The following is a 25,344-nucleotide window of genomic DNA, read 5'->3' on the forward strand; positions in this document are numbered from 1 at the left end:
GCGCGCGGGGATGTGATCCGAGCCGGTGGAATCCATTGTTGTAGCGGGAATGGCTGAAGCCGCGTAGGAGCGGACTCTGTCCGCGATCCCGTCGGCAGGGCTGGTGTTCGGTTGGGGGCGATGGGTATCGCTTCGCTCAACCCATCCTACGAAAAGCGCCTCGGCGCGGCCTGTTCCGGCGGCGTTTCGCTGAGCATGTAGCCGGCGCCGGGGACCGTGTGGATCAGCGGGTGCCCGAAGCCCTGGTCGACCTTCTGCCGCAGGCGGTGGATGTGCTTGTCGATGACGTTGTCGCGCGGGTCGAAGTCGTAGTCCCAGGCGCTTTCCAGCAGCATGCCGCGGGTCACCACCTGGTCGGCGTGGCGCATGAGTTTTTCCAGGATCAGGAACTCGCGCTGCTGCAGCGCGATGCTGTGCCCCTGGCGCTGGGCCACGCGGCCCTCGCAGTCCAGTTGCAGGTCGCCGACCTGCAGGCGCGCGCCGAGCAGGCGGCGGCCGGGGCGGCGCAGCAGGGCGGCCAGGCGGGCGTGGACTTCGACGAAGGCGTAGGGCTTGGCCAGGTAGTCGTCGCAGCCGGCCTGCAGGCCCTCGACGCGGTGGTGGGTAGAGGCCAGGGCGCTGAGCATCAGCACCGGGGTGTCGGAGCCGGCGGCGCGCAGCCGGCGCACCAGTTCCAGGCCGTCCAGGCCGGGCAGGCGGCGGTCCACCACCAGGGCGTCGTAGAGGTTTTCCAGGGCCAGGTCCAGGCCGTGGACGCCATCGCCCGCGGCGTCGACTATGTGCCCGCTCTCGCGCAGGCCCCGCACCAGGTAGCCGGCGGCCTGCGGGTCGTCTTCGATGACCAGGATTCTCAAGGTTGCACCTAAACTTTTGTTCATCTTGGCGCGAGGCCGACGTTCGCCCGCGCCAGACAAAATATACTGCCGAACACCTCCCGCCGCTGCCACGGACCGCGCCCATGACCCAGGTTCTCGTCGTCGAAGACGACCCCGCCACCGCCGCCGAGATCGGCGCCGCGCTGCATGACCACGGCTACCAGGTCAGCCTGGCCGGCAACGGCCGCGACGGCCTGGTGCGGGCACTGAGCGAAAGCTTCGCGGTGATCGTCCTGGACCGCATGCTGCCCGGCGGCATGGACGGCCTGGCCATGCTCACCGCGCTGCGCTCGGCCGGGGTGGAGACGCCGGTGCTGATCCTCAGCGCGCTTTCCGACCTCGACGAGCGCGTGCGCGGCTTGCGCGCCGGCGGCGACGACTACCTGACCAAGCCCTTCGAGTTCATCGAGCTGACCGCCCGCCTGGACGCCCTGACCCGCCGCGCCGCACGCGGTGGCGAGGCACGCGACAGCCGCCTGCGCATCGGCAATCTGGACATCGACCTGCTGCGTCGCTCGGTGCGCCGCGGCGAACGGTCGATCGACCTGGTGCCGCGCGAGTACCAGCTGCTGGAGTACCTGGCGCGCCACGCCGGGCAGATCGTCACCCGCACCATGCTCTTCGAGGCGGTGTGGAACTACCGCTACGACGAGCGCACCAACGTCATCGAGGTGCACATCGGCCGCCTGCGGCGCAAGGTCGACGTGGACGGCGAGCCGCCGATGATCCACACCGTGCGAGGGGCGGGCTATGTTCTCCGGGCGCCTGAGTGAGATTCCGCGCACCACCAGCTTCCGCGTGGCGCTGCTGTTCCTGCTGCTGTTCGGCGTGGCCTCGCTGGCGCTGTTCGGCTACGTGTATTGGCGCACCGCCGGCTACCTGCGCGCCGAGGTGCAGGCTAACCTGACGCGGCAGATCCACAACCGTGCCGGCCTGGAGCTGCCCGAGCTGCTGCGCGAGGTGCAGGAGCACGCCGCCAAGGACCCCGAGCAGCACTTCCCCCAGGCGCTGTTCGACGCCAGCGGTCGGCGGCTGGCCGGCACCCTCGCCGAGCAGCCGCCGACCGCGGCGCTGGACACGCCCATCGAGTTCAGCCGGCGCAGCCTCTCCGGCGGCGAGCGGCGGGTGCGTGGCATCGTCCACCGCATGCCCTCGGGCGAGGTGCTGGTGATCGGCCAGGACATCCAGGACCTGCTGGAATTCGACGAACTGCTGGTCAGCGCCATGGCTTCCGGCGGGGTGCTGATCCTGATCCTCGGCCTGGCCGGCGCGATCATCGCCGGGCGCACCTCGCAGCAGCGCCTGGACGCGGTGACCGGGGCCATCGAGCGGATCGTCAAGGGCGACCTCAGCGAGCGCCTGCCGGTGCGCGGCAGCTCCGACGACGTCGACCGCCTGGCGGTGGTGGTGAACCGCATGCTCGACGAGATCGAACGGCTGATGCATGAGGTGAAGGGCGTGTGCGACGACGTCGCCCACGACCTGCGCACGCCCCTGACGCGCCTGCTCGCCGGCCTGGAGCGCGCCCAGCGGCGCGACTGCAGCAAGCAGGAGTACGCAGCGGCCATCGACCAGGCCATCGAGGATGCCCACGGCCTGCTGCTGACCTTCCGCGCGCTGCTGCGCATCTCCGAGATCGAGGACAGCGCGCGGCGCACCGGCTTCGTCGCGGTGGACCTGACCCAGGTGGCGGCCGACGTGGTCGAGTTGTTCGAGCCCCTGGCCGAGGAGCGCGGCCTGCACCTGAGCTACAGCGGCCCGGCGCAGCCGGCCTGGCTGCAGGGCGATGCGCACCTGCTGTTCGACGCCCTGAGCAACCTGGTGGACAACGCGCTGAAGTTCACCCCGGCCGAGGGGCGTGTCGAGGTGCGGGTGGAAGCGGGCGAGGATTCGGTGGAAGTGCAGGTGCGCGACAACGGGCCGGGGATTCCCGAGCACGAGCGCGAGGCGGTGCTGCGGCGCTTCTACCGTTCCGAGCGCAGCCGGCATACGCCGGGCAATGGCCTGGGGCTGAGCCTGGTGGCGGCGGTGGCGCGGCTGCATGACCTGGCGATGAGCGTAGGGGATGGGGCGCCGGGGTGTTGGGTGAGTTTGCGGGGGCAGGTGGTTTCGGCGGCGGTGCGGGGGTAGGGCTGGGTGTGGGGGTTGAGCGCGGCTGCCCTCACCCCAGCCCTCTCCCAGAGGGAGAGGGGGCCGTTCGGCATGCTCTGATGGCTTGGTTTCAGCCGGTGGTGCAGGAGTGCTCTGATGCTTCAGCGGGCAGAGGACAGTCCCCTCTCCCTTCAGGGAGAGGGTTAGGGAGAGGGGCTCTTGCTTTAAGCCTCAGCCTTAACCACCTGAAACGCCTCCCCCGTCGCAAAGAAAGCCCCACCCGCCTGGTAATGAATGGTCCGCGACTCCTCGTCCGGAAAATGCCAGCGCCCCTTCGAGAACACCCGCTCGTCCGCATAGGCCGCCACCACCTCGGCGATGAACAGGTCGTACTTCTCCTGGTTGTGTGGCTCGGCGATCACCTTGCATTCCAGGTAGGCCAGGCAGCCTTCGACGATCGGTGCCTGCACCTGTTGGGCGCGGGCGGTGGCGATGTCGTAGCGGGCGAACTTGTCCAGTTCGCCGCCGTTGCTGGAGCCCACCGCCAGGGTGAGTTCGGCCTGGCGCCGCGAGGGCAGCTGGATGACGAAGGCGCCGGAGCCTTCCACCAGGTGCCGCGACCAGGTGTTGCGGTCCAGCACCAGCATCAGCTTGGGCGGGTCGAAGTCCAGCGGCATCACCCAGGCCGCGGCCATCACGTTGGCCACGCCTGCGTGTTCGCTGGTGACGAGGGTGGACGGGCCGTGGTTGAGCAGCAGGTAGGCCTTGGCCAGGGGAACGTCTTGCAGGTGGTTCATGGATGGTCCTCGCGGATCAGAGCAGCAGGCCGTCGACCGGCTCCAGCGGCGCCGGCAGCTCGCTTTCGCCGAGGATCTCCATGACGGCGATCTCCAGGTGGCGGCTCATGGCGTCCAGCGGCAGGTCGTTGGGCTGGGTGTCGAACGGGTCGGCGATCTGGTCGCCCAGGGCGTCCAGGCCGAAGAAGGTGTAGGCCAGCACGCACACCGCCAGCGGGGTGAACCAGCCGATGCTGTCGACCAGGCAGAACGGCAGCAGGAAGCAGTACACGTGGACGATGCGGTGCAGCATCAGGATGTAGGGGGAGGGGATGGGCGTGCCCTTGATCCGCTCGCAGCCGCCGAGCGCGTAGGACAGGCGGCTGACCTGCTGGTCGACGTTGGCCAGCAGCATGTCGCTGGCGTTGGCGCGGCGGCCGGCCTCGGCGAAGTCGCGGCCCAGGCGGGCGAGCAGGGCGCTGGCCGGGCCGGGCGTGTGCGCCAGAGCCTCGGCCAGTTCGTTGCCGAGCAGGCGGCGGGCGTCTTCGCTTTGCGGGCGTTCGCGCAACTGGTCGCGCAGCACGTAGGCGAAGGCGGCCAGGCGCTGGACCAGCAGGCGGCGCCCGGCGTCGTCCAGGCCGGGCAGCAGCGACAGGCTCTGCCGCGCCAGGTTGCGCGACACCACCAGCAGTTCGCCCCAGAGCGTGCGCGCCTCCCAGAAGCGCTGGTAGGCCACGTTGTTGCGGAAGCCGAGGAAGATCGCCAGGGTCAGGCCCCAGAGGGTGAACGGGGTAGAAGTGATCACCACCTTGTAGTGGTAGAGGGTGCCGTGGGTGGCCACCACCAGCGAGCTGAGCAGCACCGTGTAGAGCACCTTGCGCCAGATGGCCGGGATGATCGAGCCCTTGAGGGAGAACAGCAGCACCCAGAGTGTCGGGGTTTGCGGGCGGAGGATCATGCGCGGGCTTCCAGGCGGGGACACGGAGAGCGCGCATCATAGCCGAGATGGCCGCCGGGTGGAGCAGGGGACGGAGGGCGCAGCGCCCTCCGCCGTGGGCTCAGGCGCCGGCCTGTACCTGCCGGGCCTTGCGTTCGGCCAGTTCGTACAGCTGCCGCGCTTCTTCCAGCAGCGGCGCGAGGCTGGCGGACAGGCGCGCTACGCCCAAAGGCATGGGCATTTCGTCGGCGCTGTCTTCCAGCAGGCGCAGCAGCACGCTGAGGGATTCCAGGCGACGTTCGGCGGTGCCCATCAGATGGTCCACCGGGGCCTGCAGGTTGACGTAGAGCACGTCCTCGTGGGGTTGGGAAAGGGTGGTGAGGGGGATCATGTCAGGCATCGTCTGCCTCCGGATGAGAGGCAGCAGGGCGATGCACACGGATGGCCGGAAATTGCATGTCCATTGCTCCTCGAGTGGGTGAGGAACCGCCTTCCGGAATGGGAGGCGGGCCGCGCGGGGGTAGCAAGCCGGTGTCAGAAAAACCGGTCAGGCCGAAGCCTGCCCCGTGCGGCCCGCCATGAGTACCCTTGAGAGGGTGGCGGGGAAAAGTTCCCTGCATAGGGATGCAGGGAACTACCGCACTCTGACTCTACGGGTTGCTACACCCGTGTCACGGCATTGACCGTGACGGGCAGAGCCTACCGGTGGGGTTTGTAGGGGCTCAATGGAAAGGTCGGGTGTGAAATTTCGCAGAGTGCGGGAGGGGATTGGAGCTTTTGTAGGAGCGAGCTTGCTCGCGAACGGTGCTTGCCGGCTGGGGCGGTGCCTGTGCTGAAGAGCGCCCTCTCCCTAACCCTCTCCCTGAAGGGAGAGGGGACCGTTGGGCAGACGTTGATGTTCTGGAGTCAGCCGGCTAGCGCAGAGATTGCCGGCTGAAACCAGGCCATCTCTCGGCACGGACAAGCCCCCTCTCCCTTCAGGGCGGGGCGCGCAGCCGAGGGCTGGGGAGAGGGTTCGGAGTCAACCCAAAGCACCATCACCGCCGGTTGACTCCATTCGCGAGCAAGCTCGCTCCTACGAGAGCAGAGGATCTCACCCCTCCTGATACAGCTTCACGATCGCCGAGAAGTCCAACTGCCCATTCCCCTGGTTGCTGAACGTCTGGAACAGCTGCTGCGCCAGCGCCCCGAGCAGCACCGGTTGGCGCACCTGGCGGGCTGCCTCGCTGGCCAGGCCCAGGTCCTTGAGCATCAGGTCGGTGCCGAAGCCGCCGCTGTAGCCGCGCGCCGCCGGGGCGCCGGTGAGCGGGTTGTTCACTTCCGAGGCCCAGCAGCGGCCGCTGGAGGTGTTGATGATGCCGGCCAGCACTTCTGCATCCATGCCCAGCTTCACGCCCAGGGACATGGCTTCGGCCACGCCGATCATGCTGATGCCCAGCAGCAGGTTGTTCGCCACCTTGGCCACCTGGCCGTTGCCGGCGCCGCCGCAATGCACGATGTTCTTGCCCATGGCCGCCAGCACCGGCCTGGCGCGTTCGAAGTCGGCCGCCTCGCCGCCGACCATGAAGGTCAGGGTGCCGGCCGCCGCGCCCGCGGTGCCGCCGGAGACCGGGGCGTCGAGCATCGGGTTGCCGTGGGCCTGGGCCGCCGCCGAGACCTCGCGGGCGCTGTGCGGGTCGATGGTGGAGGAGTCGATCAGCAGCACGCCGGGCTGCACCTTGGCCAGCAGGCCCTCATCGCCGAGATAGACCTGCTTCACGTGGGCCGCCGCGGGCAGCATGGTGATGATCACTTCCACGTCGGCGCCGGCCAGTTCCGCCGGCGAGGCCACGGCCTTGGCGCCCTGGGCTACAGCTGCCTGCACGGCGGCGCTGGAAAGGTCGAAGACGCTCAGGTCGAAGCCGGCCTTGAGCAGGTTGGCGGCCATGGGGCCGCCCATGTTGCCGAGTCCGATGAAACCGATGCGCATGGGGTTTCCCCTTGTTGTCGTTGTCGGGAACAGGGCCCGCGCCGCGCGTGGCCTGTGGCCCCGCAGCTTCCTGCTGCAGGGCCTGGCCGGCGGGGCGCGCGGGCGGGTTCTGGCGGCTTACTTGAGGTGGATGGTGGTGTTCACCGCGCCGCCCACTTCGTTCTCGTCGAACCAGCGTTCGGTGACCGTCTTGGTCTGGGTGTAGAACTGCACCACCTGCTTGCCGTAGGGGCCCAGGTCGCCCAGCTTGGAGCCGCGCGAGCCGGTGAAGGAGAACAGCGGCACCGGCACCGGGATGGGCACGTTGACGCCCACCTGGCCGACGTCGATCTCTTCCTTGAAGTGCCGCGCGGCGGCGCCGGAGCGGGTGAAGATGGCGGTGCCGTTGCCGTTGGGGTTGGCGTTGATCAGCTCGATGGCCTCGTCCAGTGTCTTCACCGAGACCACGCAGAGCACCGGGCCGAAGATTTCCTCGCGGTAGATGCTCATCTGCGCGCTGACGCCGGAGAAGATGGTCGGGGCGACGAAGTTGCCTTTCTGATAGCCGGCCACCTGCGGGTTGCGGCCGTCCAGCTCCAGCCTGGCGCCTTCCTGGATGCCGCGCTCGATCAGGCCGCTGACGCGGTCCAGGGCGGCGCAGGAGACCAGCGGGCCGACATCGGTGCCGGCCTCGGTGCCGCCGCTGACCTTGAGCGTCCTGGCCTTGGCCACGAGGTCCGGGATCCACTCGTTGGCCTCGCCCACCAGGATGGCCACGGAAACCGCCATGCAGCGCTGCCCGGCGGCGCCGAAGGCCGCGCCGGCGATGGCGTTGAGGGTCTGCTCCTTGTTGGCGTCGGGCAGGATCACGGCGTGGTTCTTGGCGCCCATCATGCACTGCACGCGCTTGCCGGCCAGCGAGGCGCGGTTGTAGACGTGGGTGCCGACGCGGGTGGAGCCGACGAAGGACACGGCCTTGATGTCCGGGTGGTCGCAGATGGCGTTGACCACGTCCGGGCCGCCGTGGATGACGTTGAGCACGCCCGGCGGGATGCCGGCCTCATGGGCCAGCTCGACCAGGCGCATGGTCACCATCGGGTCCTGCTCGGAGGGCTTGAGGACGAAGGTATTGCCGGTGGCGATGGCCATGGGGAACATCCACAGCGGGATCATCGCCGGGAAGTTGAACGGGGTGATGCCGGCGCATACGCCCAGCGGCTGAAGCAGGGTGAAGGTGTCGACGCCGCCGGCCACGTTGTTGGCCAGCTCGCCCAGCTGCAGGTTGCCGATGGCCGCGGCGTGCTCGACCACCTCCAGGCCGCGGAACACGTCGCCTTCGGCGTCGGGCAGGGTCTTGCCCTGTTCGGCGGTGAGGATGGCCGCCAGTTCCTTCATGTTCTCGCGGATCAGTTGCTGGTACTTGAGGAAGATGCGCGCGCGGGCGCCGATCGGGGTTTTCTTCCAGGTCTTGAACGCGGCCTTGGCGCTGGCCACGGCGCGCTCGACTTCCTCGGTGGTGGCGAAGGGCACGCGGGCGAGGACTTCCTGGGTGGCGGGGTTGATCACCTCGCGCCATTCGCTGCTGGTGGACTCGACGGGCTTGCCGTCGATGAAGAGTTTGACCGTGGGAACGGCAGTAGTGGTGGTACTCATCGGAACTCCCAGCCTGCGGCGGTTTGTTGTTATGGGCCTTGGGGCGTACCTCAAGGAGATTGGATTGATCCTAGCAGTGCATTTTTGATGAATTCAATGCGGTGATGTGCAAGCATGCTCTGCGTTTTTGCACACCTGGAGCCGGCGATGGACTGGGACAACCTGCGTTTCTTCCTCGAACTCTCCCGCGCCGGCAAGCTCACCGTGGCCGCGCGGCGCCTGGGCGTGGACCACACCACGGTGGCGCGGCGCCTGCAGGCGCTGGAAAAGAGCATCGGCGCGCAGCTGCTGGTGCGCGAGCCCTCCGGCTATCGGCTGACCGAGGCCGGGCACGGCCTGCTGCCCCAGGCCGAGGCCATGGAAAGCGCCTGCAAGGTGATCGAGAAGCGCCTGGCCGGGGCCGAGGGCAACCTCTCGGGCAAGGTGCGCATCGGCGCTACCGAGGGCTACGGCTCGACACTGCTGACCTCGCAGCTGGTGGAGCTGAACCGCCGCCACCCGCACCTGGGCGTGGACCTGCTGGCGGTGCCGCGGGCGCTGCAGCTGTCGCGCCACGAGGCGGACATCGTCATCACCCTGGAACGCCCCGGCCGCGGGCCCTACCTGATCACCCGGCTGACCGACTACGTGCTGCGCCTGTACGCGGCCGGGGACTACCTGGCCGAGCGCGGGCCGATCCGCAACCGCGACGACCTGCGCAAGCACGCGCTGGTGGGCTACGTCGACGACCTGCTGTACAGCAAGGAGCTGCAGTACCTGGACGAGATCGGCCGGCCGCTGCACATGGCCCTGCGCTGCACCAGCATCCTGGCCCAGCAGCGCGCGGTGGCCGAGGGGGCGGGGCTGGCCATCCTGCCGGCCTTCGCTGCGGCGGAGGACCCGACGCTGCAGCCGGTGCTGGCGGGCGAGATCGAGTTCGTGCGGACCTTCTGGATGCTCATGCCCACGGAACTCAAGGACATCGCGCGGATGCGCACCACCTGGGACTTCCTCCGCGAGAAGGCCGAGGCGAGCCAGGCGGTTCTGATGGGGCGGGGCGCGTAGGGCGCATAACGCTCCGCGTTATCCGCCGTTTGGCCTTGGTCGAACCCCGCCTGGGGGCGAGCCTGGGCATTGCGCTGTGTTTCGCGGATGAGATCCTACAGTCCCGTAGGATGGGTTGAGCGAAGCGATACCCATCACCATGGCTCAGCCATGGCGTTGGCGATGAAAAGGGTGAAACGGCGTATAACCGCGAACGGTTATACGCCCTACGCTCCCGGGAACCCGGCGTGTGGCGTCAGGCCAGACCGACGTAGAGGTTCTGCACGTCGTCGTTGCCGTCCAGGGCGTCGAGGAAGGCTTCGACTTCCTCCAGCTCCGCGCCGGACAGGCTCACCGGGTTCTTCGCCTTGTAGCCGAGCTTGGCCGAGGCGACGCTGAAACCGTGCTCGGGCAGGGCGCGGCAGACGGCGTCCAGGTCGGTGGCGTCGGTGAGGAACAGGGTGTCGCCGTCTTCCTCGCCCGCCTCGAAGTCCTGGGCGCCGGCCTCGATGGCGGCCAGTTCCGCGTCGGCGTCGCTGCTGGCCGGGGTGGCCTCGATCAGGCCCAGGTAGTCGAAGTCCCAGGCCACCGAACCGGAGGCGCCCAGCTGGCCCTTGCGGAACAGCACGCGGATTTCCGCCACGGTGCGGTTCACGTTATCGGTCAGGCACTCGACGATCACCGGCACGCGGTGCGGGGCGAAGCCTTCATAGACCACGCGCTCGAAGCTGGCGCCGCCGTCGAGCAGGCCGGCGCCTTTCTTGATGGCGCGCTCCAGGGTGTCGCGCGGCATCGAGGCCTTCTTGGCCTGCTCGACTACCAGGCGCAGTTTCGGGTTCATGTCCGGATCGGCGCCGTTGCGCGCGGCGATCATGATTTCCTTGGCGAGTTTGCCGAAGACGCGGCCCTTGGCGTTGGCGGCGGCTTCCTTATGTTTGGCTTTCCACTGGGCGCCCATGCTGTTCTCTTGGCTGGTTCATGATGGGCGGCAAGTCTAAGCGCTGGCGCGGCGCCTGGCGATATCCGCCGGTGTCTTGGCGGCTGGACCGGGGCGTTCTTCGTAGGATGGGTATCGCTCCGCTCAACCCATCCTACGAAAGCTCGTCCTGGCGGGAGAGGAAGGCGTAGAGCCGTTCGTCCTGGGAGTGCGCGACGTTGAAACGCAGCCAGGGCACGTGGCGGCCGTCGGGCATGAACAGCTGGCCGGGGAACAGCAGGATCTTCGCCTCCTTGGCCCGCTCGGCCAGCAGCGTGGCGTCGGCCACCGCGCGGTGCCGGGCCCAGAGGAATAGCCCGGCGCGCGGCTCGTGGAACAGCTCCAGCCCCGCCGCCTCCAGGCGCCGGGCCACGCTGTCGTGGGCCTCGCCGAGCTGCTCGCGGAGCTGGCGCACGTGCTTGCGCTGGCGGCCCTGGAGGAGGATGTCCAGGGCGAGAGTCTCGGTCAGTTCCGAGCTGGTCAGCCCGGCCACCATCTTCAGCGGCAGCAGTTCCTCGATCAGCTCCGGGTGGGCGGCGATGAAGCCCACCCGCAGCGCCGGGGCGATGACCTTGGACAGGCTGCCGATGTAGATCACCCGCGCCAGCTGGTCGAGGTTGGCCAGTAGCAGTTGGCCGGCGGGGTCGAGGTCGGCGTAGATGTCGTTCTCGACGATCAGGAAGTCGTACTTCTCCGCCAGCTGCAGCAGGCGGTGGCTGGCGGCCAGGGACAGGCTGGCGCCGGTGGGGCTCTGCAGCCGTGCCTGGGTGAAGTAGACCTTGGGCCGGTATTCGCGCACCAGCTGCTCCAGGCGCTCCAGGTCCAGGCCGTCGGCGCTGCGCGGCACGCCCAGCAGGTTGGCGCCCTGCAGGCGCAGGTTGAGGAACAGGTTGTGGTAGCCGGGTTCGTCCACCAGCACCGGGTCGCCGCGCTGCACCAGGTAGCGCACGGCCAGGTCCAGCGCCTGGCTGGCGCCGCTGGTCAGCAGTATCTGTTCGGGGCTGGCGGCCACCCCGGCGTCGGCCAGGCGGTCGGCCAGCTTGCCGCGCAGGCGCGGGTTGCCCTTGCTGTGGCCGTAGTTGCCGAACTGCGCCGGTTCTTCCCGGGCCAGGGTGCGCAGGCCGCGCAGCAGGCCTTCGCTATCCAGCCAGTGCTCGGGCAGCAGGCCGACGCCGGGGCGCAGTTCCATGCCCAGAGGCTGGAACACCTTGTGCAGCAGCAGGTGGGCGTCGAAGTCGAATTCCGGCGCGGCCTGTTCGTCGGCCGTCTCCCCGGGCAGCGGGCCGCGCACGTAGAAGCCGGCGTTGGGCACGGCGTTCAGGCAGCCGCGCGCCACCAGGCGGTCGTAGGCCTCGACCACGGTGAAGTGGCTCACTCCGTGGGTCTGGGCGAATCTGCGGATGGAGGGCAGCTTGGCGCCAGGGCGCAGGCGCTGCTCGTCGATGGCCTGGGCGATGCCGTCGACGATCTGGGTGACCAGAGGCGTTTCGCAAGTGGGGTCGAGCAACAGCATCGAAGCGTCCGGTGGAAGGGAAACGGAAACTGTACAGGCCGCGCGGCCATAACAGCACTGCAGGCACTCCAGCGCCCCTGTGCATGGCGGCCGGGCGGGCGGCCCAGCACACTGCGGGGCACGACGCGGCAGCCAAGCCGCGCAAGCCTGATGACAAGGAACTGCCATGCGCGACACAGCTTACAACATCGACCCCGCGAGTATTTCCGCCGAAGAGTGGCAGGCGCGCTGCGACCTCGCCGCGCTGTACCGGCTGGTTGCGCACTTCCGCTGGACCGACCACATCGACACGCACATCTCCGCCCGTGTGCCGGGCGAGCCGGGGCACTACCTGATCAACCGCTACGGCGTGATGTTCCACGAGATGCGCGCTTCCGACCTGGTCAAGGTCGACCATGCCGGCGACGTCATCGACCCGCGCTTCGGCCCGGGCAGCGTCAACCGCGCCGGCTTCAACATCCACTCGGCGGTGCATGCCGCGCGCCCGGACGTGGCCTGCGTGATCCACACCCACACCGCCGCCGGCATCGCCGTGTCGGCCCAGGAAGAGGGCCTGCTGCCGATCAGCCAGCACGCGCTCAAGTACCACAACCGCCTGGGCTACCACGACTACGAGGGCATCGCCCTGGACCCGGACGAGCGCTCGCGCCTGGTCCGCGATCTCGGCCGGCACATGGCGATGATCCTGCGCAACCACGGCCTGCTGGCCACCGGGCGCTGCATCGCCGAGGCCTTCAACCAGATCTACTTCCTCGAACGCGCCTGCCAGGCCCAGGTCCAGGCCCTGGCCGGCGGCCGCCAGCTGCGCTACCCGCCCGAAGCGGTACGCGAACGCGTCGCCGTGCAGGAGGAGGAAGCCCTGGCCGGCGGCCTGCACCTGCTGGCCTGGGAATCGGCCCTGCGCCTGATCGAGGATCGCGCGGCCGACTACCGCAGCTGACCCCTTCGCCTGCGTCCCGGCCCGCAGAGGCCGGGCGCCTAGCGTGCTTGCAATCTGCCAACAACAAAGCCAAGAGGTGGAAATGAAGAACCCGATAGCGGCGGCCCTGCTCATGGGCCTGGCGTCCGGCGCCATGGCGGCCGACCTGAGTGTGATCTCCTTCGGCGGCACCAGTAAGGACGTGCAGACCGAAGCCTTCTACAAACCCTTCGCGAAGGCCACCGGCAACAAGGTGATCGCCGGCGAGTACAACGGCGAGATGGGCAAGATCAAGGCCATGGTCGACACCCACAGCGTCAACTGGGACGTGGTCCAGATCGAGGGCCCGGAGCTGCTGCGCGGCTGCGACGAAGGCCTGTTCGAGCAGCTGGACCCGGCGCGCCTGGGCAATGCCGCCGACTTCGTGCCGGGCACCTTCTCCGACTGCGGCGCCGGTCTGCTGGTGTGGTCGATGGTCATGGCCTACGACAGCAAGCACCTCTCTGCCGCGCCCACGGGCTGGGCGGACTTCTGGGACACCAAGAAATTCCCCGGCAAGCGCGCGCTGCGCAAGGGCGCCAAGTACAGCCTGGAGATCGCCCTGCTGGCCGACGGCGTACCCCGGCAGGACATCTACAAGGTGCTGGCCACCCCCGAAGGCGTCGACCGCGCCTTCCGCAAGCTGGACCAGATCAAGCCGTCGATCCAGTGGTGGGAGTCCGGCGCCCAGCCCATGCAGTTCCTCGCCAGCGGCGACGTGGTGATGAGCACCGCCTACAACGGCCGGGTGTTCGCCGCCCAGGAAGAGGGCGCGCCGATGAAGGTGGTGTGGAACGACAGCCTCTACGCCATCGATTCCTGGGCCATCCCCAAGGGCAGCCCGAACAAGCAGGAGGCGGAGGACTTCATCGCCTTCTCGCTGCGCCCGGAGCAGCAGAAGATCCACACCGTGAAGCTGGGCTATGGCTCGGTCAACACCAAGACCAACGCGCTGGTCGACCCGGCCCTGGTGGAGCGCCTGAACACCGCGCCGGCCAACCTGGAGCAGGCGGTGCCGGTGGACTTCGCCTTCTGGGTGGACCACGGCGAGGAACTGGAACTGCGCTTCAACGCCTGGGCCGCCAAGGGCAGCTAACCGACGCGCCGCCATACGCTGGCCAGCCAGGGCTGCTGCTCGCGCGGCAGCCCGGCGGGCCGGTAGTAGTGTTCCAGCTGCTCGAAGCCCGCCGCTTCGAGCAGCTGTTTCCAGTTTTCCCAATCGTGATAGGAGCCGTAGCGCGGACCGTTCCAGCCCTCTGCATTGTCCCCGCGCGGGTTGGAGGCGAACAGCACGCCACCGGGCTTGAGCGCCGCGCGCAGCTCGCCCAGTACCCGCGGCAGTTCCTGGCGCGGCACGTGGAACAGGCTGGCGTTGGCATAGATGCCATCGAAGCGCGCCGCCGGCAGGTCCAGCGCCAGGAAGTCCTGCAGCCACACCTCGCAAGCGCTGGCCTGGCGGGCCATTTCCACGAAGTCCGGGCAGCCGTCCAGGCCCACCGGCGCATGGCCCAGGGCCTTGAAGGTGCACAGATCGCGGCCGGGGCCGCAACCGAAATCCAGCAGGGCGAAGGGCGGCTCGCCGTGGATGTGCCGCAGCAGCGCGGCGATGTTCTGGCTGACGTCGTGGTCGCGGGTGCCTTCGCGGAAGGCCTCGGCGGTGGCCTGGTAGTGCTGCAGGGTGAGGCGGGAGATGTCGCGGAGGGTCTGGTCGTCTAGAGGCATGGCGGGCGTCGGTGGGTCGCTGGGGAGGTCATTCTACGCCGGGGTTTGGGGGGGTAGGAGCGAGCTTGCTCGCGAACGGTGTTCTGCCGGTCGTGGGTGGTGCCTGTGCTGCAGAGCGCCCTCTCCCTAACCCTCTCCCTGAAGGGAGAGGGGACTGTTCGGAGTGCTCGGGTATTTCGGAGTTAGCCGGCAACACTGATGGTCCCCGGCTGAAACCATTCCTTCTCTCGGCACGGACTAGCCCCCTCTCCCTCTGGGAGAGGGTTGGGGTGAGGGGACGGCGTTCATCCCGAACACAACTGCTACCGGCTGGCACCGTTCGCCAAAAATAAAAAAGCGCGGCACACCCCGAAGGACTGGCCGCGCAACACGCTCAACTGGGAATCAGAACTGCTCGGCCTCCAGCCCATAAAGGCTTTCACTGCCAGCCCGCACCGCGCTGGCCAGGGACTGGGTGCGCGGCAGCAGGCGGGCGAAATAGAAACGCGCCGTGGCCAGCTTGCCCTGGTGGAAGTCATCGGCCTGGCCGCTGGCGGCGCGGGCCATGCGCGCCCACATGTAGGCGTAGGCGGTGTAGCCGAACAGGTGCAGGTAGTCCACCGCCGCGGCGCCGGGTTCGCGCGGGTTTTCCTTGGCGCGCTCCTGGAGTTGCCGGGTGAGGGCTTCCAACTGGTCCAGGGCTTCCAGCAGCGGGGCGCTGAACTCGTCGTCCGCCGCGGCTTCGGCGAAGGCGCGGATTTCCCCGGCGAACAGCGCCAGCAGCTCGCCGCCGTTGGCCAGCACCTTGCGTCCGACCAGGTCCAGGGCCTGGATGCCGTTGGTGCCTTCGTAGATCTGCGCGATGCGCACGTCGCGCACCAGCTGTTCCTGGCCCCATTCGCGGATGTAGCCGTGGCCGCCGAATACCTGCTGGCCGTGCACGCAGCTTTCCAGCCCGGTATCGGTGAAGAAGGCCTTGGCCACCGGCGTGAGCAGCGCCACCAGACCTTCGGCGCGGGCGCGTTCTGCGGCGTCGTCGCCGTACTTGGCGATGTCCAGCTGCTGCCCCAGGTAGGTGGCGAAGGCGCGGCCGCCCTCGGTCAGGGCCTTCATGGTCAGCAGCATGCGGCGCACGTCGGGATGATTGATGATCGGGTCGGCGGCCTTGTCCTTGGCCACCGGGCCAGTGGGGGCGCGGCTCTGGATGCGCTCGCGGGCATAGTCCACGGCGGCCTGGTAGGACATCTCGGCGCAGCCGATGCCCTGGATGCCGATGGACAGGCGCTCGTAGTTCATCATGGTGAACATGGCCGCCAGGCCCTTGTTCGGCGCGCCGACCAGCCAGCCGGTGGCGCCGTCGAAGTTCATCACGCAGGTGGCCGAGGCCTTGATGCCCATCTTGTGCTCGATGGAGCCGCAGCTGACCGGGTTGCGCGCGCCGAGTGAGCCGTCTTCACCGACCAGCACTTTCGGCACGAGGAACAGCGAGATGCCCCGCGAGCCGGCCGGCGCGTCGGGCAGCTTGGCCAGCACCAGGTGGATGATGTTTTCGGTCAGGTCCTGCTCGCCGCCGGTGATGAAGATCTTGGTGCCGGTGATGGCGTAGCTGCCGTCGGCCTGGGGCTCGGCGCGGGTGCGGATCAGCCCCAGGTCGGTGCCGGCGTGGGGTTCGGTCAGGCACATGGAGCCGGCCCAGCGGCCTTCGTACATGGCCGGCAGGTACTTCTGCTTCAACGCCTCGCTGGCGTGGGCATCCAGCGCCAGGCAGGCGCCGGCGGAGAGGGTGGAGTAGAGGGCGAAGCTGGCGTTGGCCGCGTAGACCATCTCCTCGAACTGCACCGAGAGCATCTTCGGCATGCCCAGGCCGCCGAAGTCCGGGTTGCCGGCCAGGCCGACCCAGCCGCCCTCGGCGTAGGTGGCGTAGGCCTCGCGGAAGCCGGCCGGGGTGCTGACCGCGCCGTCCTTCCATTGCGCGCCCTGTTCGTCGCCGCTGCGGTTGAGCGGGGCGAGCAGGGTGCCGGTGATCTTCGCCGCTTCTTCGAGAATGGCCTCGGCGGTGTCGGCGTCCACCCGTTCGGCCAGGGCCGGCAGGCGGCGCCACAGGGCCGGGGCGTCGAACACGTCGGTGAGCAGGAAGCGCATGTCGCGCAGCGGAGCCTTGTAGTCGGGCATGAATGTACCTCGGCGCCCCGGCCTGGCCGGGGCGCTATCGCAAGTGGGAAGGGGAGGTCAGAGCTTCTGGGCCCAGTCGCGCAGGACGAACTTCTGCACCTTGCCGGTGGAGGTCTTCGGCAGCTCGGTGAAGACCACGGTCTTGGGCACCTTGAAGCCGGCCAGGTGCTCGCGACAGAAGGCGATGACCTGCGCCGCCTCGGTGTCGGCATGGCCGGCCTTGAGGGTGACGAAGGCGCACGGGGTTTCGCCCCAGCGCTCGTCCGGGCGCGCCACCACGGCCGCTTCCAGCACCGCCGGGTGGCGGAACAGCACGCCCTCGACCTCGATGGTGGAGATGTTCTCGCCGCCGGAGATGATGATGTCCTTCAGCCGGTCGCGGATCTCCACGTAGCCGTCGGGGTGCCACACGGCCAGGTCGCCGGTGTGGAACCAGCCGCCGGCGAAGGCTTCCTCGGTGGCGCTGGGGTTCTTCAGGTAGCCCTTCATCACGGTGTTGCCGCGCATGAAGATCTCGCCGACGCTCTGGCCGTCGCGCGGCACCGGCTCCAGCGTCTTCGGATCGGCGACCATCACGCCTTCCAGGGTCGGGTAGCGCACGCCCTGGCGCGACTTGATCCTGGCCCGCTCGTCCAGCGGCAGCTCGTCCCACTCCTCGTGCCAGGCGCACACGGTGACCGGGCCGTAGACCTCGGTGAGGCCGTAGACGTGGGTGACGCGGATGCCCATTTCCTCCACCGCGCCAATGACCTTGGCCGGCGGTGCGGCGCCGGCGACCATGGCGTGCACCGGGTGGTCGATGGCGGCCTTGGCCGAGTCGGGCATGTTGATCAGCGCGTTGAGCACGATGGGCGCGCCGCACATGTGGCTGACACGGTGCTCGCGGATCAGGGTGAGGATCTTCTGCGGGTCGACACGGCGCAGGCATACGTGGGTGCCGGCCAGCGCGGTGACCGTCCAGGGGTAGCACCAGCCGTTGCAGTGGAACATCGGCAGGGTCCACAGGTACACCGGGTGCTGGCCCATGGACCAGGTCATCTGGTTGCCCAGCGAGTTCAGGTAGGCGCCGCGGTGGTGGTAGACCACGCCCTTGGGGTTGCCGGTGGTGCCGGAGGTGTAGTTCAGCGAGATGGCGTCCCACTCGTCGCGCGGCCAGGCCCAGGCGTACTCGGGGTCGCCCTCGGCCAGCAGGGCCTCGTAGTCCAGGCTGCTGACCGGCTCGCCCTCGCCGTATTCCGGGTCGTCGACGTCGATCACCAGCGGCGGGTGGTCGAGCATGCCCAGGGCGGCGCGGATCACATCGTGGAACTCGCGGTCGGTGATCAGCACCTTGGCCTCGCCGTGCTGCAGCATGAAGGCGATGGCCTCGGCGTCCAGGCGCACGTTGAGGGTGTTGAGCACCGCGCCGATCATCGGGATGGCGAAGTGCGCTTCGAGCATCTGCGGGGTGTTGGGCAGCATCACCGCGACGGTGTCGCCACGGCCGATGCCGCGCCAGGCCAGGGCCGAGGCCAGGCGGCGGCAACGCTGGTAGGTTTCGCGCCAGGTGCGGCGCAGGCTGCCGTGGATCACGGCGGTACGGTCGGGGTAAACGCTGGCGGTGCGTTCGATGAAGCTCAGCGGGGTCAGCGCGGTATGGTTGACCGAGGCAGGCGCGAGACCCTGTTCGAAGATCGACATATGGACACCCTGTGGCTGATTGTTAGCTCATTGTTCTTGGCTGCCCGCAGGCGGGTCGGGCGGCTGATGGGGCGATTTATAGCAATGCCGAGATAGTTATGGAAGTACAACCATATGCTTATGGTATAAATACTATATTCCAATAAAAGCCCCCGGAACTGCCTCCATGCCTGAACTCAATACTCTGGTGCGCCTGCTCCGCGAGCCCGCGCCAGCGGCCGCCCAGGCCGACGCGCTGCTCGCCCTGTGCCGCGCCCGCGCGCCCCTGGAGCGCGCGCTCTACCTGGCCTGGCGGCCGCGTTCGCGCAGCTACGAGGCGCTTGGCGACGAACGCCTGCCGCCGGGCGCCGGCGACCCGCTGCAGGCCAACGACGAGGCCCTGCATGCGGCCTTCGCCGGCCGCCGCGACATGCCCCTGGACGAACTGCTGGCGCTGCCCGGCTGGCTGGGCGGGCGCCTGCGCCGCGCCGGCTGGAGCCATGGCCTGGCCTTGAACCTGGCGCTGGGCGGCGAACCCGGGTTGTTGCTGCTGGCCGCGCGGGATGCCGCCGCCACGCCCTGGCTGGGTTGGGTCGGCGAGCTGCTGGGTGAAGTAATGGCGCTGGCCGGCGGCGCCCGCCGCACCGCGCCGCTGCTGGCCGCCGAGCCGTTGCCGGCGTTGCTGTTGGACGGCGACGGGCAGTTGCTCGACGGCAACCCGGCGCTGCATGGCTTGGCCGCCGAACTGGGCCTGGACGACGTGCGCGAGCTGCTGCCGAGCAACCACCGCGAGCTGCTGCGCAGTTGCCTGGCCCAGGCCCGCGCGGTGCAGGACGCGCCCAGCGAGCAGGGCGGCCGGCACTTCCTCTGGAGCTTCATCCCCGACGCCGGCCAGGCCGAGGTGCTGGTGCGCGGCCGCGAGGCCAGCGCGCAGATCCAGGGCGAGCGCGAGGCGGCCCGGGCGCGGCGGCTGTACCGGCAGATCATCGAGAACACCAGCGACCTGATTTCGCGGCGCACCCTCGACGGCGTCATCCTCGACGCCTCGCCCTCGTCCTGGCCGCTGCTGGGCTACTGGCCGGAGGAGATGCGCGGCCAGTCGGTGCTGCCGCTGCTGCACCCGGACGACCGCAAGCGCGTGGCCCGCCACACCCGCGACGCCCTGGAGCAGGACGGCTACGCGACCCTGACCTACCGCCTGCGCCACCGCGACGGCCACTACCTGTGGTTCGAGACCGCCAGCCGCGCCATCCGCGAGACCTACACCGGGGCGGTGGTGGAGGTGGTCAGCGTGTCCCGCGACATCACCGCGCGGGTGCGCGTCGAGGAGAACCGCCGGCGCCTGGCCGAGGTGGTGGAGGCCAACGCCGACCTGGTGCTGTTCGTTGATGCCGGCGCCCGCCCCAACTACGCCAACCCGGCGGCGCGCAAGGCGCTGAACCTGGGCGAGGATAGCCTGCCGGAAAGCCTTGCCGGGCTGTTCGACGAAGCCCTGTTGCAACGCCTGGCGGAGGAGGGCTGGAAGGCGGCCGACAGCCAGGGCGTGTGGCGCGCCGAGGGCCAGCTGCGGCCGCTGGGCGATGGCGCGCCGGTGCCGGTGTCGCTGGTGCTGCTGGGCCACCGCGCGGCCGGCGGCGAGCGCTACTACTCGCTGGTGGCCCGCGACATGACCGAGCGCGAACTGCGCGAACACCAGCAGCGCCGCCACCAGGACGAACTGGCCCACAGCGCGCGCCTGGTCACCCTCGGCGAACTGGCCTCGGGCATCGCCCACGAGATCAACCAGCCGCTGGCCGCGGTGGTCAACTACGCCGGCGCCAGCCAGCGCTACCTGACGGCCCTGGGCAGCAACCCGGAGGCGGCGCAGCGCGTGGCCCAGGGCCTGGCGCGCATCACCGAGCACGCCAACCACGCCTCGGAAGTCATCCGCCGCCTGCGCGCCTTCCTGCGCAAGGGCCAGCGCCGCCTGCAGGCGCTGGACGTCAACGAGCTGGTGCGCGAGTCCCTCGGCCTGTGCGCCTGGGAGGCGGGGCAGGGCGGGGTAGCCATCGGCCAGGCGCTGGCGGAGAATCTGCCGCCGGTCTACGCCGACCGGGTGCTGCTGCAGCAGGTGCTGCTGAACCTGCTGCGCAACGCCATCGAGGCCAACCGCGAACGCCACGCCGGCGCGCCTTCGGCTATCGCCATCGGTTCGGCATTGGAGGCGGACGGCCGGCTCTGCGTGTGGGTGGAAGACAACGGCCCGGGGGCCGATGAAGAGACGCTGGGGCGCATGTTCACGCCCTTCTACAGCAGCAAGCCGGACGGCCTGGGCCTGGGGCTGTCGATGAGCCGCGGCATGGTCGAAGGCTTCGGCGGCACCCTGGACGCGCGCCCGGCGGCCGACGGCCTGCGCCTGGAGTGCCGGCTGCCGGCGGCCGGCGAAGGGGGCAAGGCATGATGGAAAAAGCACGGGAGCAGGGCATGGAAGTACCGCAAGAAGCGGTGGTGTACGTGGTGGACGACGACCCGGGCATGCTCGAGTCCACCGTCTGGCTGTTCGAGTCGGTGGGCCTGAAGGCGCTGCCCTTCACCAGCGGCCGCGACTTCCTCGAAGCCTGCCCGGCCGACGCCCACGGCTGCGTGCTGTTGGACGTGCGCATGCCCGGCCTGGGCGGCCTGAGCGTGCAGGAGGAAATGCGCCGGCGCGGCCTGGAGCTGCCGGTGATCTTCGTCAGCGGCCACGCCGACGTGCCCATCGTCATCCGTGCCTTCAAGGCCGGCGCGCTGGACTTCATCGAGAAGCCCTACAACGAGCAGCTGCTGCTCGACAGCGTGCAGCAGGCCCTGCAATCCCGCGCCCGCCAGCACGCCTCGCAAGCCGGCCTGGGCGAGGTGGACGAACGCCTCGCCGCGCTCACCCCGCGCGAGCGCGACGTGCTGCTGCCGCTGGTGCGCGGCTACACCAACCGCGAGGTGGCGGAGCAGCTGGATATCAGCGTGAAGACCGTGGACCTGTACCGGGCGCGGGTGATGAAGCGGATGCAGGCGCAGACCCTGGCCGACCTGGTGGGGATGGCTATTGCGGCGGGGTTGGTGGATCCGCTGCGGTTGCGGCCGGAGGAGGCCTAAAGCACCCTCACCCCAGCCCTCTCCCAGAGGGAGAGGGGGCCGTTCGGCGTCAACCTGTAGGAGCGGGCCCTGCCCGCGATTCGCGCGCAGGGCGCGCTCCTACATTGGAATGGCGTGGGTGGGGTTGCGTAGGAGCGGATCTTATCCGCGATCCGCGCCGGAGGCTCCGGTTATCGCGGATAAGGCCCTACGAGAGCCGTAGGGCGAATAACCGTTCGCGGTTATCCGCCGATACACCGGGGCCATAGCCAACGCCAAGGTCAACCCTGGCGCCGCCGGAAGCCAAGGCCAAACGGCGGATAACGCCATAGGCGTTATGCGCCCTACGTGAAACGCCGCTGACCACCGGGGCATCCCCGGGGAGCTAACCCCCCACCGCCGTTGTCTGAAACAACACGGGTATACTCGCCCGCCTGCCCGAACCCAGGAGCCCCGCTTGTCGAAGTCCCGTCCGTCGCGCCCGCTGCTTTCACTGGTCCTTGCCGCCGGCCTCAGCGCCAGCGCGGCGCTGTATGCCTGCCCGGCCGGGCAGTCGGAGGTCTGCCTGGGCGGCTGCATCTGCGTGGCCGACCCCGATGGGGTGTTCGGCGTGCTCCAGGAAGACGCGCGCAACGTCGCCGCACCCGCCCTGGCGCAGTGGCTCAGCCAGTCTCGCGAGCGCATGGTGGCCGCCGGCGTGCAGCCGCTGCCGCTGGACCTGCGCGTGCAACTGCAGGCCTGGTACCCGGACGACCTGCTGCAGGCGGTGCGCTACCGCGTCGGCCAGGGCCAGGACGTCGACGCCGCCAGCGCCATGCTGCAGAACCAGGACGTGGTCGCCGTGACGCTGATCGACGTGGTGGTGTTCCGCAACGAGGACGACGCGCTGCACAACCTGGCCCTCTGGGCCCACGAGCTCAAACACGTGCAGCAGTACCGCGAGCTGGGCGTGGACGGCTTCGCCCGCCAGTACGTGCGCAACTTCAGCGCCCTGGAAGACCCGGCCTACGCCATCCAGAACCAGGTCTCCCGGGAAGTGCGCAGCGCCCGGGCGCCGGCCGGCGACTAGCCGGGTTCGCCGCCGGTTGGCAGGCGCTGCGGCGCGTTTGATGCACATCAAGGGGCCGATAACGACGAAGGCGCAGGCTTAGGGCACAACCCCTGTCCCCCTCCGGAGGTCCCCCATGAACGCCTACACGCGCCTGCTGCTGATCTGCGATCCCCTGCTCCGTGACTCCGCCGCGATGGCGCGGGCCAAGGCCCTGGCGCTGGCCGGTGGCGGCCAGTTGCACATGGTCACCCTGGATGCCCTGCCGGTGGGCCTGGGCGTGCTCGACAGCGTGCTGCAGACCCGCGCCCGCGAAGAAACCCGCTTGCGCCAGGAGCGCTGGCTGGAGGAGCGCGCCGGGGAACTGCGCGCCCAGGGCATCGAGGTCGGCGTCGAGGCGATCTGGACCGAGAACCCGCTGGAGGAGGCGCTGCGCCTGGTGGAGCAGCACGGCATCGACCTGGTGGTGAAGGACAGCCAGTACGAGCCGGCGCTGAGCCGGGCGATCATGACGCCGCTGGACTGGCAGCTGCTGCGCCGTTGCCCGGTGCCGCTGCACCTGGTCAGCACCGCCGACAACCCGCGCCCGCAGCGGGTGCTGGCCACGCTGGACCTGTCCCAGGACGACGTGCTCGTCGACCAGTTGAACGACCATATCGTCGAGTCGGCGCAGGCCCTGGCCCGGCAGTGCGGCGCCGAGCTGCACCTGCTGCAGGCCTATGACCTGGCCAGCGGCTACCTGGCCTATGCCGCCGGGCCCGTGGCCTGGTCGCCGGAAGTCGCCGAGCAGATGAGCGGCCGCTCGCGCCAGCGCATGGACCGCATCGGCGAGCGCTTCGGCGTCGGCCGGCCCTACCAGCACCTGGTCAAGGGCGCGGCCACCCAGGTCATCAGCGAATTCGCCAACGAGAAAAGCTTCGACGTGGTGGTCATGGGCACCCTCTACCGCCCGGGCCTGGCGAAGATCATCGGCAGCACCACTGAACAGGCGCTGTACCGGGTGCATTCGGGCATTCTCGCGGTCCGGCCCTGAGGCGCGCGGCCATGAAGATGGTCGCGTTCCTCGCCCTGCTGCTGTCGCTCTGGGTCATCGCCGTGGTGGCCTGGATGATGCTGCGCTACACCCCCGCCGGCGGCGACGCCCAGTACGTGTTCCTCTGGGACCGCTGGGAGAACCGCGTGTGCCTGGTGTCCATCGGCAACCCGTCGCGGATCATCTGCGACCCGCGCTCGCTCTGGGTGGAGCAGCAGAAGGACGACGGGCCCACGGCGCGTCGTCCCTGACGGTGGGCGCTCAGCTGCCGTGGCGCCGTTGCTCGGCGTCGCGGCGGCGGGCCTCGGCCAGCGCGTGGGGCGCGGCCAGGCGTTGCTGCAGGCGCTCCAGGTAGTCGCGGGCCTGGGTTTCGTCGTGGAAGGGCACCCGGAACTGGTCGAGCTGGACGTAGCAGTGGCCATCGCGGGTGTGCAGTAGTTGCGTGCGCATGAAAGCCTCCTGGCGGAGCCGGCGGGGAAGTGGACTGCAACCACTTGTACGCCGCGCAGGGGGCGACGGCTTGATCCGCATCAACCCCGCGCAGCGGGCGCTGCCGGCCACAGCCGGACGGCAGCGCGGCGCTTTCTCAGCAGTCGCCCTGCAGGGCGGCCCTTTCCTGGCGGCGGCTGGCGGCCAGGGAGATCGACCAGAGCACGAAGCCGCCGATGGCCAGCAGGCTGCCCACCCAGCCCGGCGAGGTCCAGCCGTAGCCGGCGGCCAGGGCCAGGCCGCCGAGGAACGGGCCCAGGGCATTGGCGAAGTTGAAGGCCGAGTGGTTCAGCGCCGCGGCCAGGCCCTGGGCGTCCTCGGCCACGTCCATCAGGCGCGTCTGCAGCACCGTGCCCAGGGCGCCGCCGAAGCCGACGAAGAACACGCAGACCGCGATGCTCCAGATGTCGCCGGCGGTGAACGGGAAGATCGCCAGCACCACCGCGCTCCACACCAGCAGGCCGCCGGCGGTGGGCATCAGCGCGCGGTCGGCGAGCACCGGGATGAACATGTTGCCGAGGGTCATGCCGACGCCGAACACCGCCAGCACCAGCGGCACCACGGCGGGGGAGACGTGGGTGACCGCGCCGAGGATGTCGGCCAGGTAGGTGTACACCGCGAACAGGCCGCCGAAGCCGATGGCGCCGATGCCCAGGGTCAGCCACACCTGGCCGCGCTTCAGCGCGCCCAGCTCGCGCAGCGGGCTGGCGCCGGCCTCCGGCGGCGAGTACGGCGCCAGCAGGCGCACGCAGAGCATGGTGGTCACGCCCAGGGCGGCGACCAGCGCGAAGCTCCAGCGCCAGCCCAGGGCCTGGCCCAGCCAGTTGGCCAGGGGCACGCCGACGATGGTGGCCACGGTCAGGCCGAGGAACATCCGCCCGACCGCCACCGTGCGCCGGTGCGGCGGCACCAGCGAGGCGGCCACCAGCGCGGCGATGCCGAAATAGGCGCCGTGGGGCAGGCCGCTGATGAAGCGGAACAGCAGCATCCAGTGGTAGGTCGGCGCCAGCGCGCTGAGGCCGTTGCCGATGGCGAACAGCCCCATCAGCAGCACCAGCAGGGTGCGCCGCGGCAGGCGCGCGCCGAGCACCGCCAGCAGCGGCGCGCCCACCACCACGCCCAGGGCGTAGGCGCTGATCACATGGCCGGCGGTGGGCGCATCGATGCCCAGGGCCGGGGCGAAGAGCGGCAGCAGGCTCATGGTGGCGAACTCGGTGGTGCCGATGGCGAAGCCGCCCACGGCGAGGGCGAATAGCACCAGGGCCGCACCGCGGCTGCGCGGTTCGGTTGCGGAGGTAGTCATCAGGGGTCCTTTGGTCTTATGCGGTGCGCCGGAGCGCGGCTGTCACGGGGAGCACGGTCAAGGCAGTGACCGACAGCGAAAGGACGCACAGGATAGCAG

The 25,344-nt window shown here is 69.5% G+C and carries 23 protein-coding genes; 10 read left to right on the forward strand and 13 right to left on the reverse strand.

Annotated features, from left to right (window positions below):
- Positions 1-146: 146 nt before the first annotated feature.
- Entirely contained in the window at positions 147-854 is a 708-nt protein-coding gene (locus IG194_RS27910) for a response regulator transcription factor (protein WP_058489408.1), read from the reverse strand.
- A 104-nt stretch (positions 855-958) separates the two neighbouring features.
- Here IG194_RS27910 and IG194_RS27915 point away from each other — a divergent pair, with 104 nt between their 5' ends.
- Both IG194_RS27915 and IG194_RS27920 read left to right on the forward strand, forming a co-directional pair.
- Positions 959-1,648, forward strand: coding sequence for a response regulator transcription factor (locus IG194_RS27915; RefSeq protein WP_058489774.1), 690 nt, complete (start codon positions 959-961; stop codon positions 1,646-1,648).
- Positions 1,626-3,005, forward strand: a complete 1,380-nt coding sequence (locus IG194_RS27920; RefSeq protein WP_058489409.1) for an ATP-binding protein — start codon at positions 1,626-1,628, stop codon at positions 3,003-3,005. Before IG194_RS27915 ends, IG194_RS27920 begins: the two co-directional genes overlap by 23 nt.
- A gap of 185 nt (positions 3,006-3,190) precedes the next feature.
- Here the strand turns inward: IG194_RS27920 and IG194_RS27925 are convergent, their stop codons facing one another.
- From IG194_RS27925 to IG194_RS27945, 5 genes are all read right to left on the reverse strand, one after another.
- On the reverse strand, positions 3,191-3,763 hold the full coding sequence (locus IG194_RS27925) for a flavin reductase family protein (RefSeq protein ID WP_058489410.1): 573 nt from the start codon (positions 3,761-3,763) through the stop codon (positions 3,191-3,193).
- Positions 3,764-3,779: 16 nt separating this feature from the next.
- On the reverse strand, positions 3,780-4,700 hold the full coding sequence (locus IG194_RS27930; protein ID WP_058489411.1) for a bestrophin family protein: 921 nt from the start codon (positions 4,698-4,700) through the stop codon (positions 3,780-3,782).
- A 100-nt stretch (positions 4,701-4,800) separates the two neighbouring features.
- Positions 4,801-5,079, reverse strand: a complete 279-nt coding sequence (locus tag IG194_RS27935; protein ID WP_043273743.1) for a hypothetical protein — start codon at positions 5,077-5,079, stop codon at positions 4,801-4,803.
- Between the two features lie 693 nt (positions 5,080-5,772).
- Positions 5,773-6,648: a 3-hydroxyisobutyrate dehydrogenase gene (gene mmsB, locus IG194_RS27940; protein ID WP_058489412.1), complete on the reverse strand. Its 876-nt coding sequence runs from the start codon at positions 6,646-6,648 to the stop codon at positions 5,773-5,775.
- 117 nt (positions 6,649-6,765) lie between these two features.
- A complete protein-coding gene (locus IG194_RS27945) occupies positions 6,766-8,280 on the reverse strand; it encodes a CoA-acylating methylmalonate-semialdehyde dehydrogenase (RefSeq protein ID WP_058489413.1) in 1,515 nt (504 codons plus the stop codon).
- A gap of 147 nt (positions 8,281-8,427) precedes the next feature.
- Here IG194_RS27945 and IG194_RS27950 point away from each other — a divergent pair, with 147 nt between their 5' ends.
- Positions 8,428-9,324: a LysR family transcriptional regulator gene (locus tag IG194_RS27950; protein WP_058489414.1), complete on the forward strand. Its 897-nt coding sequence runs from the start codon at positions 8,428-8,430 to the stop codon at positions 9,322-9,324.
- Positions 9,325-9,559: 235 nt separating this feature from the next.
- Here IG194_RS27950 and IG194_RS27955 read toward each other — a convergent pair whose 3' ends face one another.
- Positions 9,560-10,261: a YebC/PmpR family DNA-binding transcriptional regulator gene (locus IG194_RS27955; protein WP_058489415.1), complete on the reverse strand. Its 702-nt coding sequence runs from the start codon at positions 10,259-10,261 to the stop codon at positions 9,560-9,562.
- 133 nt (positions 10,262-10,394) lie between these two features.
- On the reverse strand, positions 10,395-11,792 hold the full coding sequence (locus tag IG194_RS27960; protein WP_058489416.1) for a PLP-dependent aminotransferase family protein: 1,398 nt from the start codon (positions 11,790-11,792) through the stop codon (positions 10,395-10,397).
- Between the two features lie 166 nt (positions 11,793-11,958).
- Between IG194_RS27960 and IG194_RS27965 the strand changes: the two genes are divergently transcribed.
- Both IG194_RS27965 and IG194_RS27970 read left to right on the forward strand, forming a co-directional pair.
- The gene (locus tag IG194_RS27965; protein WP_058489417.1) at positions 11,959-12,732 is read left to right on the forward strand and encodes a class II aldolase/adducin family protein; all 774 of its coding nucleotides are present in this window, start codon (positions 11,959-11,961) and stop codon (positions 12,730-12,732) included.
- Between the two features lie 82 nt (positions 12,733-12,814).
- Complete coding sequence (locus IG194_RS27970; RefSeq protein WP_058489418.1) at positions 12,815-13,846, forward strand: ABC transporter substrate-binding protein; 1,032 nt, start codon at positions 12,815-12,817, stop codon at positions 13,844-13,846.
- Here IG194_RS27970 and IG194_RS27975 read toward each other — a convergent pair.
- From IG194_RS27975 to IG194_RS27985, 3 genes are all read right to left on the reverse strand, one after another.
- Positions 13,843-14,472: a class I SAM-dependent methyltransferase gene (locus IG194_RS27975; RefSeq protein WP_058489419.1), complete on the reverse strand. Its 630-nt coding sequence runs from the start codon at positions 14,470-14,472 to the stop codon at positions 13,843-13,845. The genes IG194_RS27970 and IG194_RS27975 overlap by 4 nt on opposite strands.
- A gap of 384 nt (positions 14,473-14,856) precedes the next feature.
- A complete protein-coding gene (locus IG194_RS27980; RefSeq protein WP_058489420.1) occupies positions 14,857-16,623 on the reverse strand; it encodes an acyl-CoA dehydrogenase C-terminal domain-containing protein in 1,767 nt (588 codons plus the stop codon).
- Positions 16,624-16,680: 57 nt separating this feature from the next.
- Positions 16,681-18,303 carry an acyl-CoA synthetase gene (locus IG194_RS27985; RefSeq protein WP_009620014.1) on the reverse strand — a complete coding sequence of 541 codons (1,623 nt, stop codon included), beginning with the start codon at positions 18,301-18,303 and terminating at the stop codon, positions 16,681-16,683.
- Positions 18,304-18,469: 166 nt separating this feature from the next.
- Between IG194_RS27985 and IG194_RS27990 the strand changes: the two genes are divergently transcribed.
- The 5 genes from IG194_RS27990 to IG194_RS28010 all read left to right on the forward strand — a co-directional run bounded on the left by IG194_RS27990 (position 18,470) and on the right by IG194_RS28010 (position 23,704).
- Entirely contained in the window at positions 18,470-20,722 is a 2,253-nt protein-coding gene (locus IG194_RS27990) for a PAS domain-containing sensor histidine kinase (protein WP_058489421.1), read from the forward strand.
- A 23-nt stretch (positions 20,723-20,745) separates the two neighbouring features.
- Positions 20,746-21,393: a response regulator transcription factor gene (locus IG194_RS27995; protein ID WP_058489422.1), complete on the forward strand. Its 648-nt coding sequence runs from the start codon at positions 20,746-20,748 to the stop codon at positions 21,391-21,393.
- 436 nt (positions 21,394-21,829) lie between these two features.
- Complete coding sequence (locus IG194_RS28000) at positions 21,830-22,441, forward strand: DUF4157 domain-containing protein (RefSeq protein WP_058489423.1); 612 nt, start codon at positions 21,830-21,832, stop codon at positions 22,439-22,441.
- Positions 22,442-22,556: 115 nt separating this feature from the next.
- On the forward strand, positions 22,557-23,453 hold the full coding sequence (locus IG194_RS28005) for a universal stress protein (protein ID WP_058489424.1): 897 nt from the start codon (positions 22,557-22,559) through the stop codon (positions 23,451-23,453).
- Positions 23,454-23,464: 11 nt separating this feature from the next.
- Positions 23,465-23,704, forward strand: coding sequence for a hypothetical protein (locus tag IG194_RS28010; RefSeq protein WP_058489425.1), 240 nt, complete (start codon positions 23,465-23,467; stop codon positions 23,702-23,704).
- Positions 23,705-23,714: 10 nt separating this feature from the next.
- On the opposite strand, the gene IG194_RS28015 is transcribed toward IG194_RS28010, so the two are convergent.
- Together IG194_RS28015 and IG194_RS28020 are read right to left on the reverse strand one after the other, a co-directional pair.
- Positions 23,715-23,903: a hypothetical protein gene (locus IG194_RS28015; RefSeq protein WP_009620021.1), complete on the reverse strand. Its 189-nt coding sequence runs from the start codon at positions 23,901-23,903 to the stop codon at positions 23,715-23,717.
- Positions 23,904-24,039: 136 nt separating this feature from the next.
- Positions 24,040-25,245 carry an MFS transporter gene (locus IG194_RS28020; RefSeq protein WP_058489426.1) on the reverse strand — a complete coding sequence of 402 codons (1,206 nt, stop codon included), beginning with the start codon at positions 25,243-25,245 and terminating at the stop codon, positions 24,040-24,042.
- Positions 25,246-25,344 lie beyond the last annotated feature (99 nt).

Source organism: Pseudomonas sp. ADPe (genome assembly GCF_014843515.1).
In the GTDB taxonomy this organism is placed as follows: domain Bacteria; phylum Pseudomonadota; class Gammaproteobacteria; order Pseudomonadales; family Pseudomonadaceae; genus Pseudomonas; species Pseudomonas citronellolis.

Bases quoted from the DNA above. Each gene is read 5' to 3' on its own strand.
- IG194_RS27915 (WP_058489774.1), top strand. From the start codon at position 959: ATGACCCAGGTTCTCGTCGTCGAAGACGACCCCGCCACCGCCGCCGAG.
- IG194_RS27920 (WP_058489409.1), top strand. From the start codon at position 1,626: ATGTTCTCCGGGCGCCTGAGTGAGATTCCGCGCACCACCAGCTTCCGC.
- IG194_RS27925 (WP_058489410.1), bottom strand. From the start codon at position 3,763: ATGAACCACCTGCAAGACGTTCCCCTGGCCAAGGCCTACCTGCTGCTC.
- IG194_RS27930 (WP_058489411.1), bottom strand. From the start codon at position 4,700: ATGATCCTCCGCCCGCAAACCCCGACACTCTGGGTGCTGCTGTTCTCC.
- IG194_RS27935 (WP_043273743.1), bottom strand. From the start codon at position 5,079: ATGCCTGACATGATCCCCCTCACCACCCTTTCCCAACCCCACGAGGAC.
- mmsB (WP_058489412.1), bottom strand. From the start codon at position 6,648: ATGCGCATCGGTTTCATCGGACTCGGCAACATGGGCGGCCCCATGGCC.
- IG194_RS27945 (WP_058489413.1), bottom strand. From the start codon at position 8,280: ATGAGTACCACCACTACTGCCGTTCCCACGGTCAAACTCTTCATCGAC.
- IG194_RS27950 (WP_058489414.1), top strand. From the start codon at position 8,428: ATGGACTGGGACAACCTGCGTTTCTTCCTCGAACTCTCCCGCGCCGGC.
- IG194_RS27955 (WP_058489415.1), bottom strand. From the start codon at position 10,261: ATGGGCGCCCAGTGGAAAGCCAAACATAAGGAAGCCGCCGCCAACGCC.
- IG194_RS27960 (WP_058489416.1), bottom strand. From the start codon at position 11,792: ATGCTGTTGCTCGACCCCACTTGCGAAACGCCTCTGGTCACCCAGATC.
- IG194_RS27965 (WP_058489417.1), top strand. From the start codon at position 11,959: ATGCGCGACACAGCTTACAACATCGACCCCGCGAGTATTTCCGCCGAA.
- IG194_RS27970 (WP_058489418.1), top strand. From the start codon at position 12,815: ATGAAGAACCCGATAGCGGCGGCCCTGCTCATGGGCCTGGCGTCCGGC.
- IG194_RS27975 (WP_058489419.1), bottom strand. From the start codon at position 14,472: ATGCCTCTAGACGACCAGACCCTCCGCGACATCTCCCGCCTCACCCTG.
- IG194_RS27980 (WP_058489420.1), bottom strand. From the start codon at position 16,623: ATGCCCGACTACAAGGCTCCGCTGCGCGACATGCGCTTCCTGCTCACC.
- IG194_RS27985 (WP_009620014.1), bottom strand. From the start codon at position 18,303: ATGTCGATCTTCGAACAGGGTCTCGCGCCTGCCTCGGTCAACCATACC.
- IG194_RS27990 (WP_058489421.1), top strand. From the start codon at position 18,470: ATGCCTGAACTCAATACTCTGGTGCGCCTGCTCCGCGAGCCCGCGCCA.
- IG194_RS27995 (WP_058489422.1), top strand. From the start codon at position 20,746: ATGGAAGTACCGCAAGAAGCGGTGGTGTACGTGGTGGACGACGACCCG.
- IG194_RS28005 (WP_058489424.1), top strand. From the start codon at position 22,557: ATGAACGCCTACACGCGCCTGCTGCTGATCTGCGATCCCCTGCTCCGT.
- IG194_RS28010 (WP_058489425.1), top strand. From the start codon at position 23,465: ATGAAGATGGTCGCGTTCCTCGCCCTGCTGCTGTCGCTCTGGGTCATC.
- IG194_RS28015 (WP_009620021.1), bottom strand. From the start codon at position 23,903: ATGCGCACGCAACTACTGCACACCCGCGATGGCCACTGCTACGTCCAG.
- IG194_RS28020 (WP_058489426.1), bottom strand. From the start codon at position 25,245: ATGACTACCTCCGCAACCGAACCGCGCAGCCGCGGTGCGGCCCTGGTG.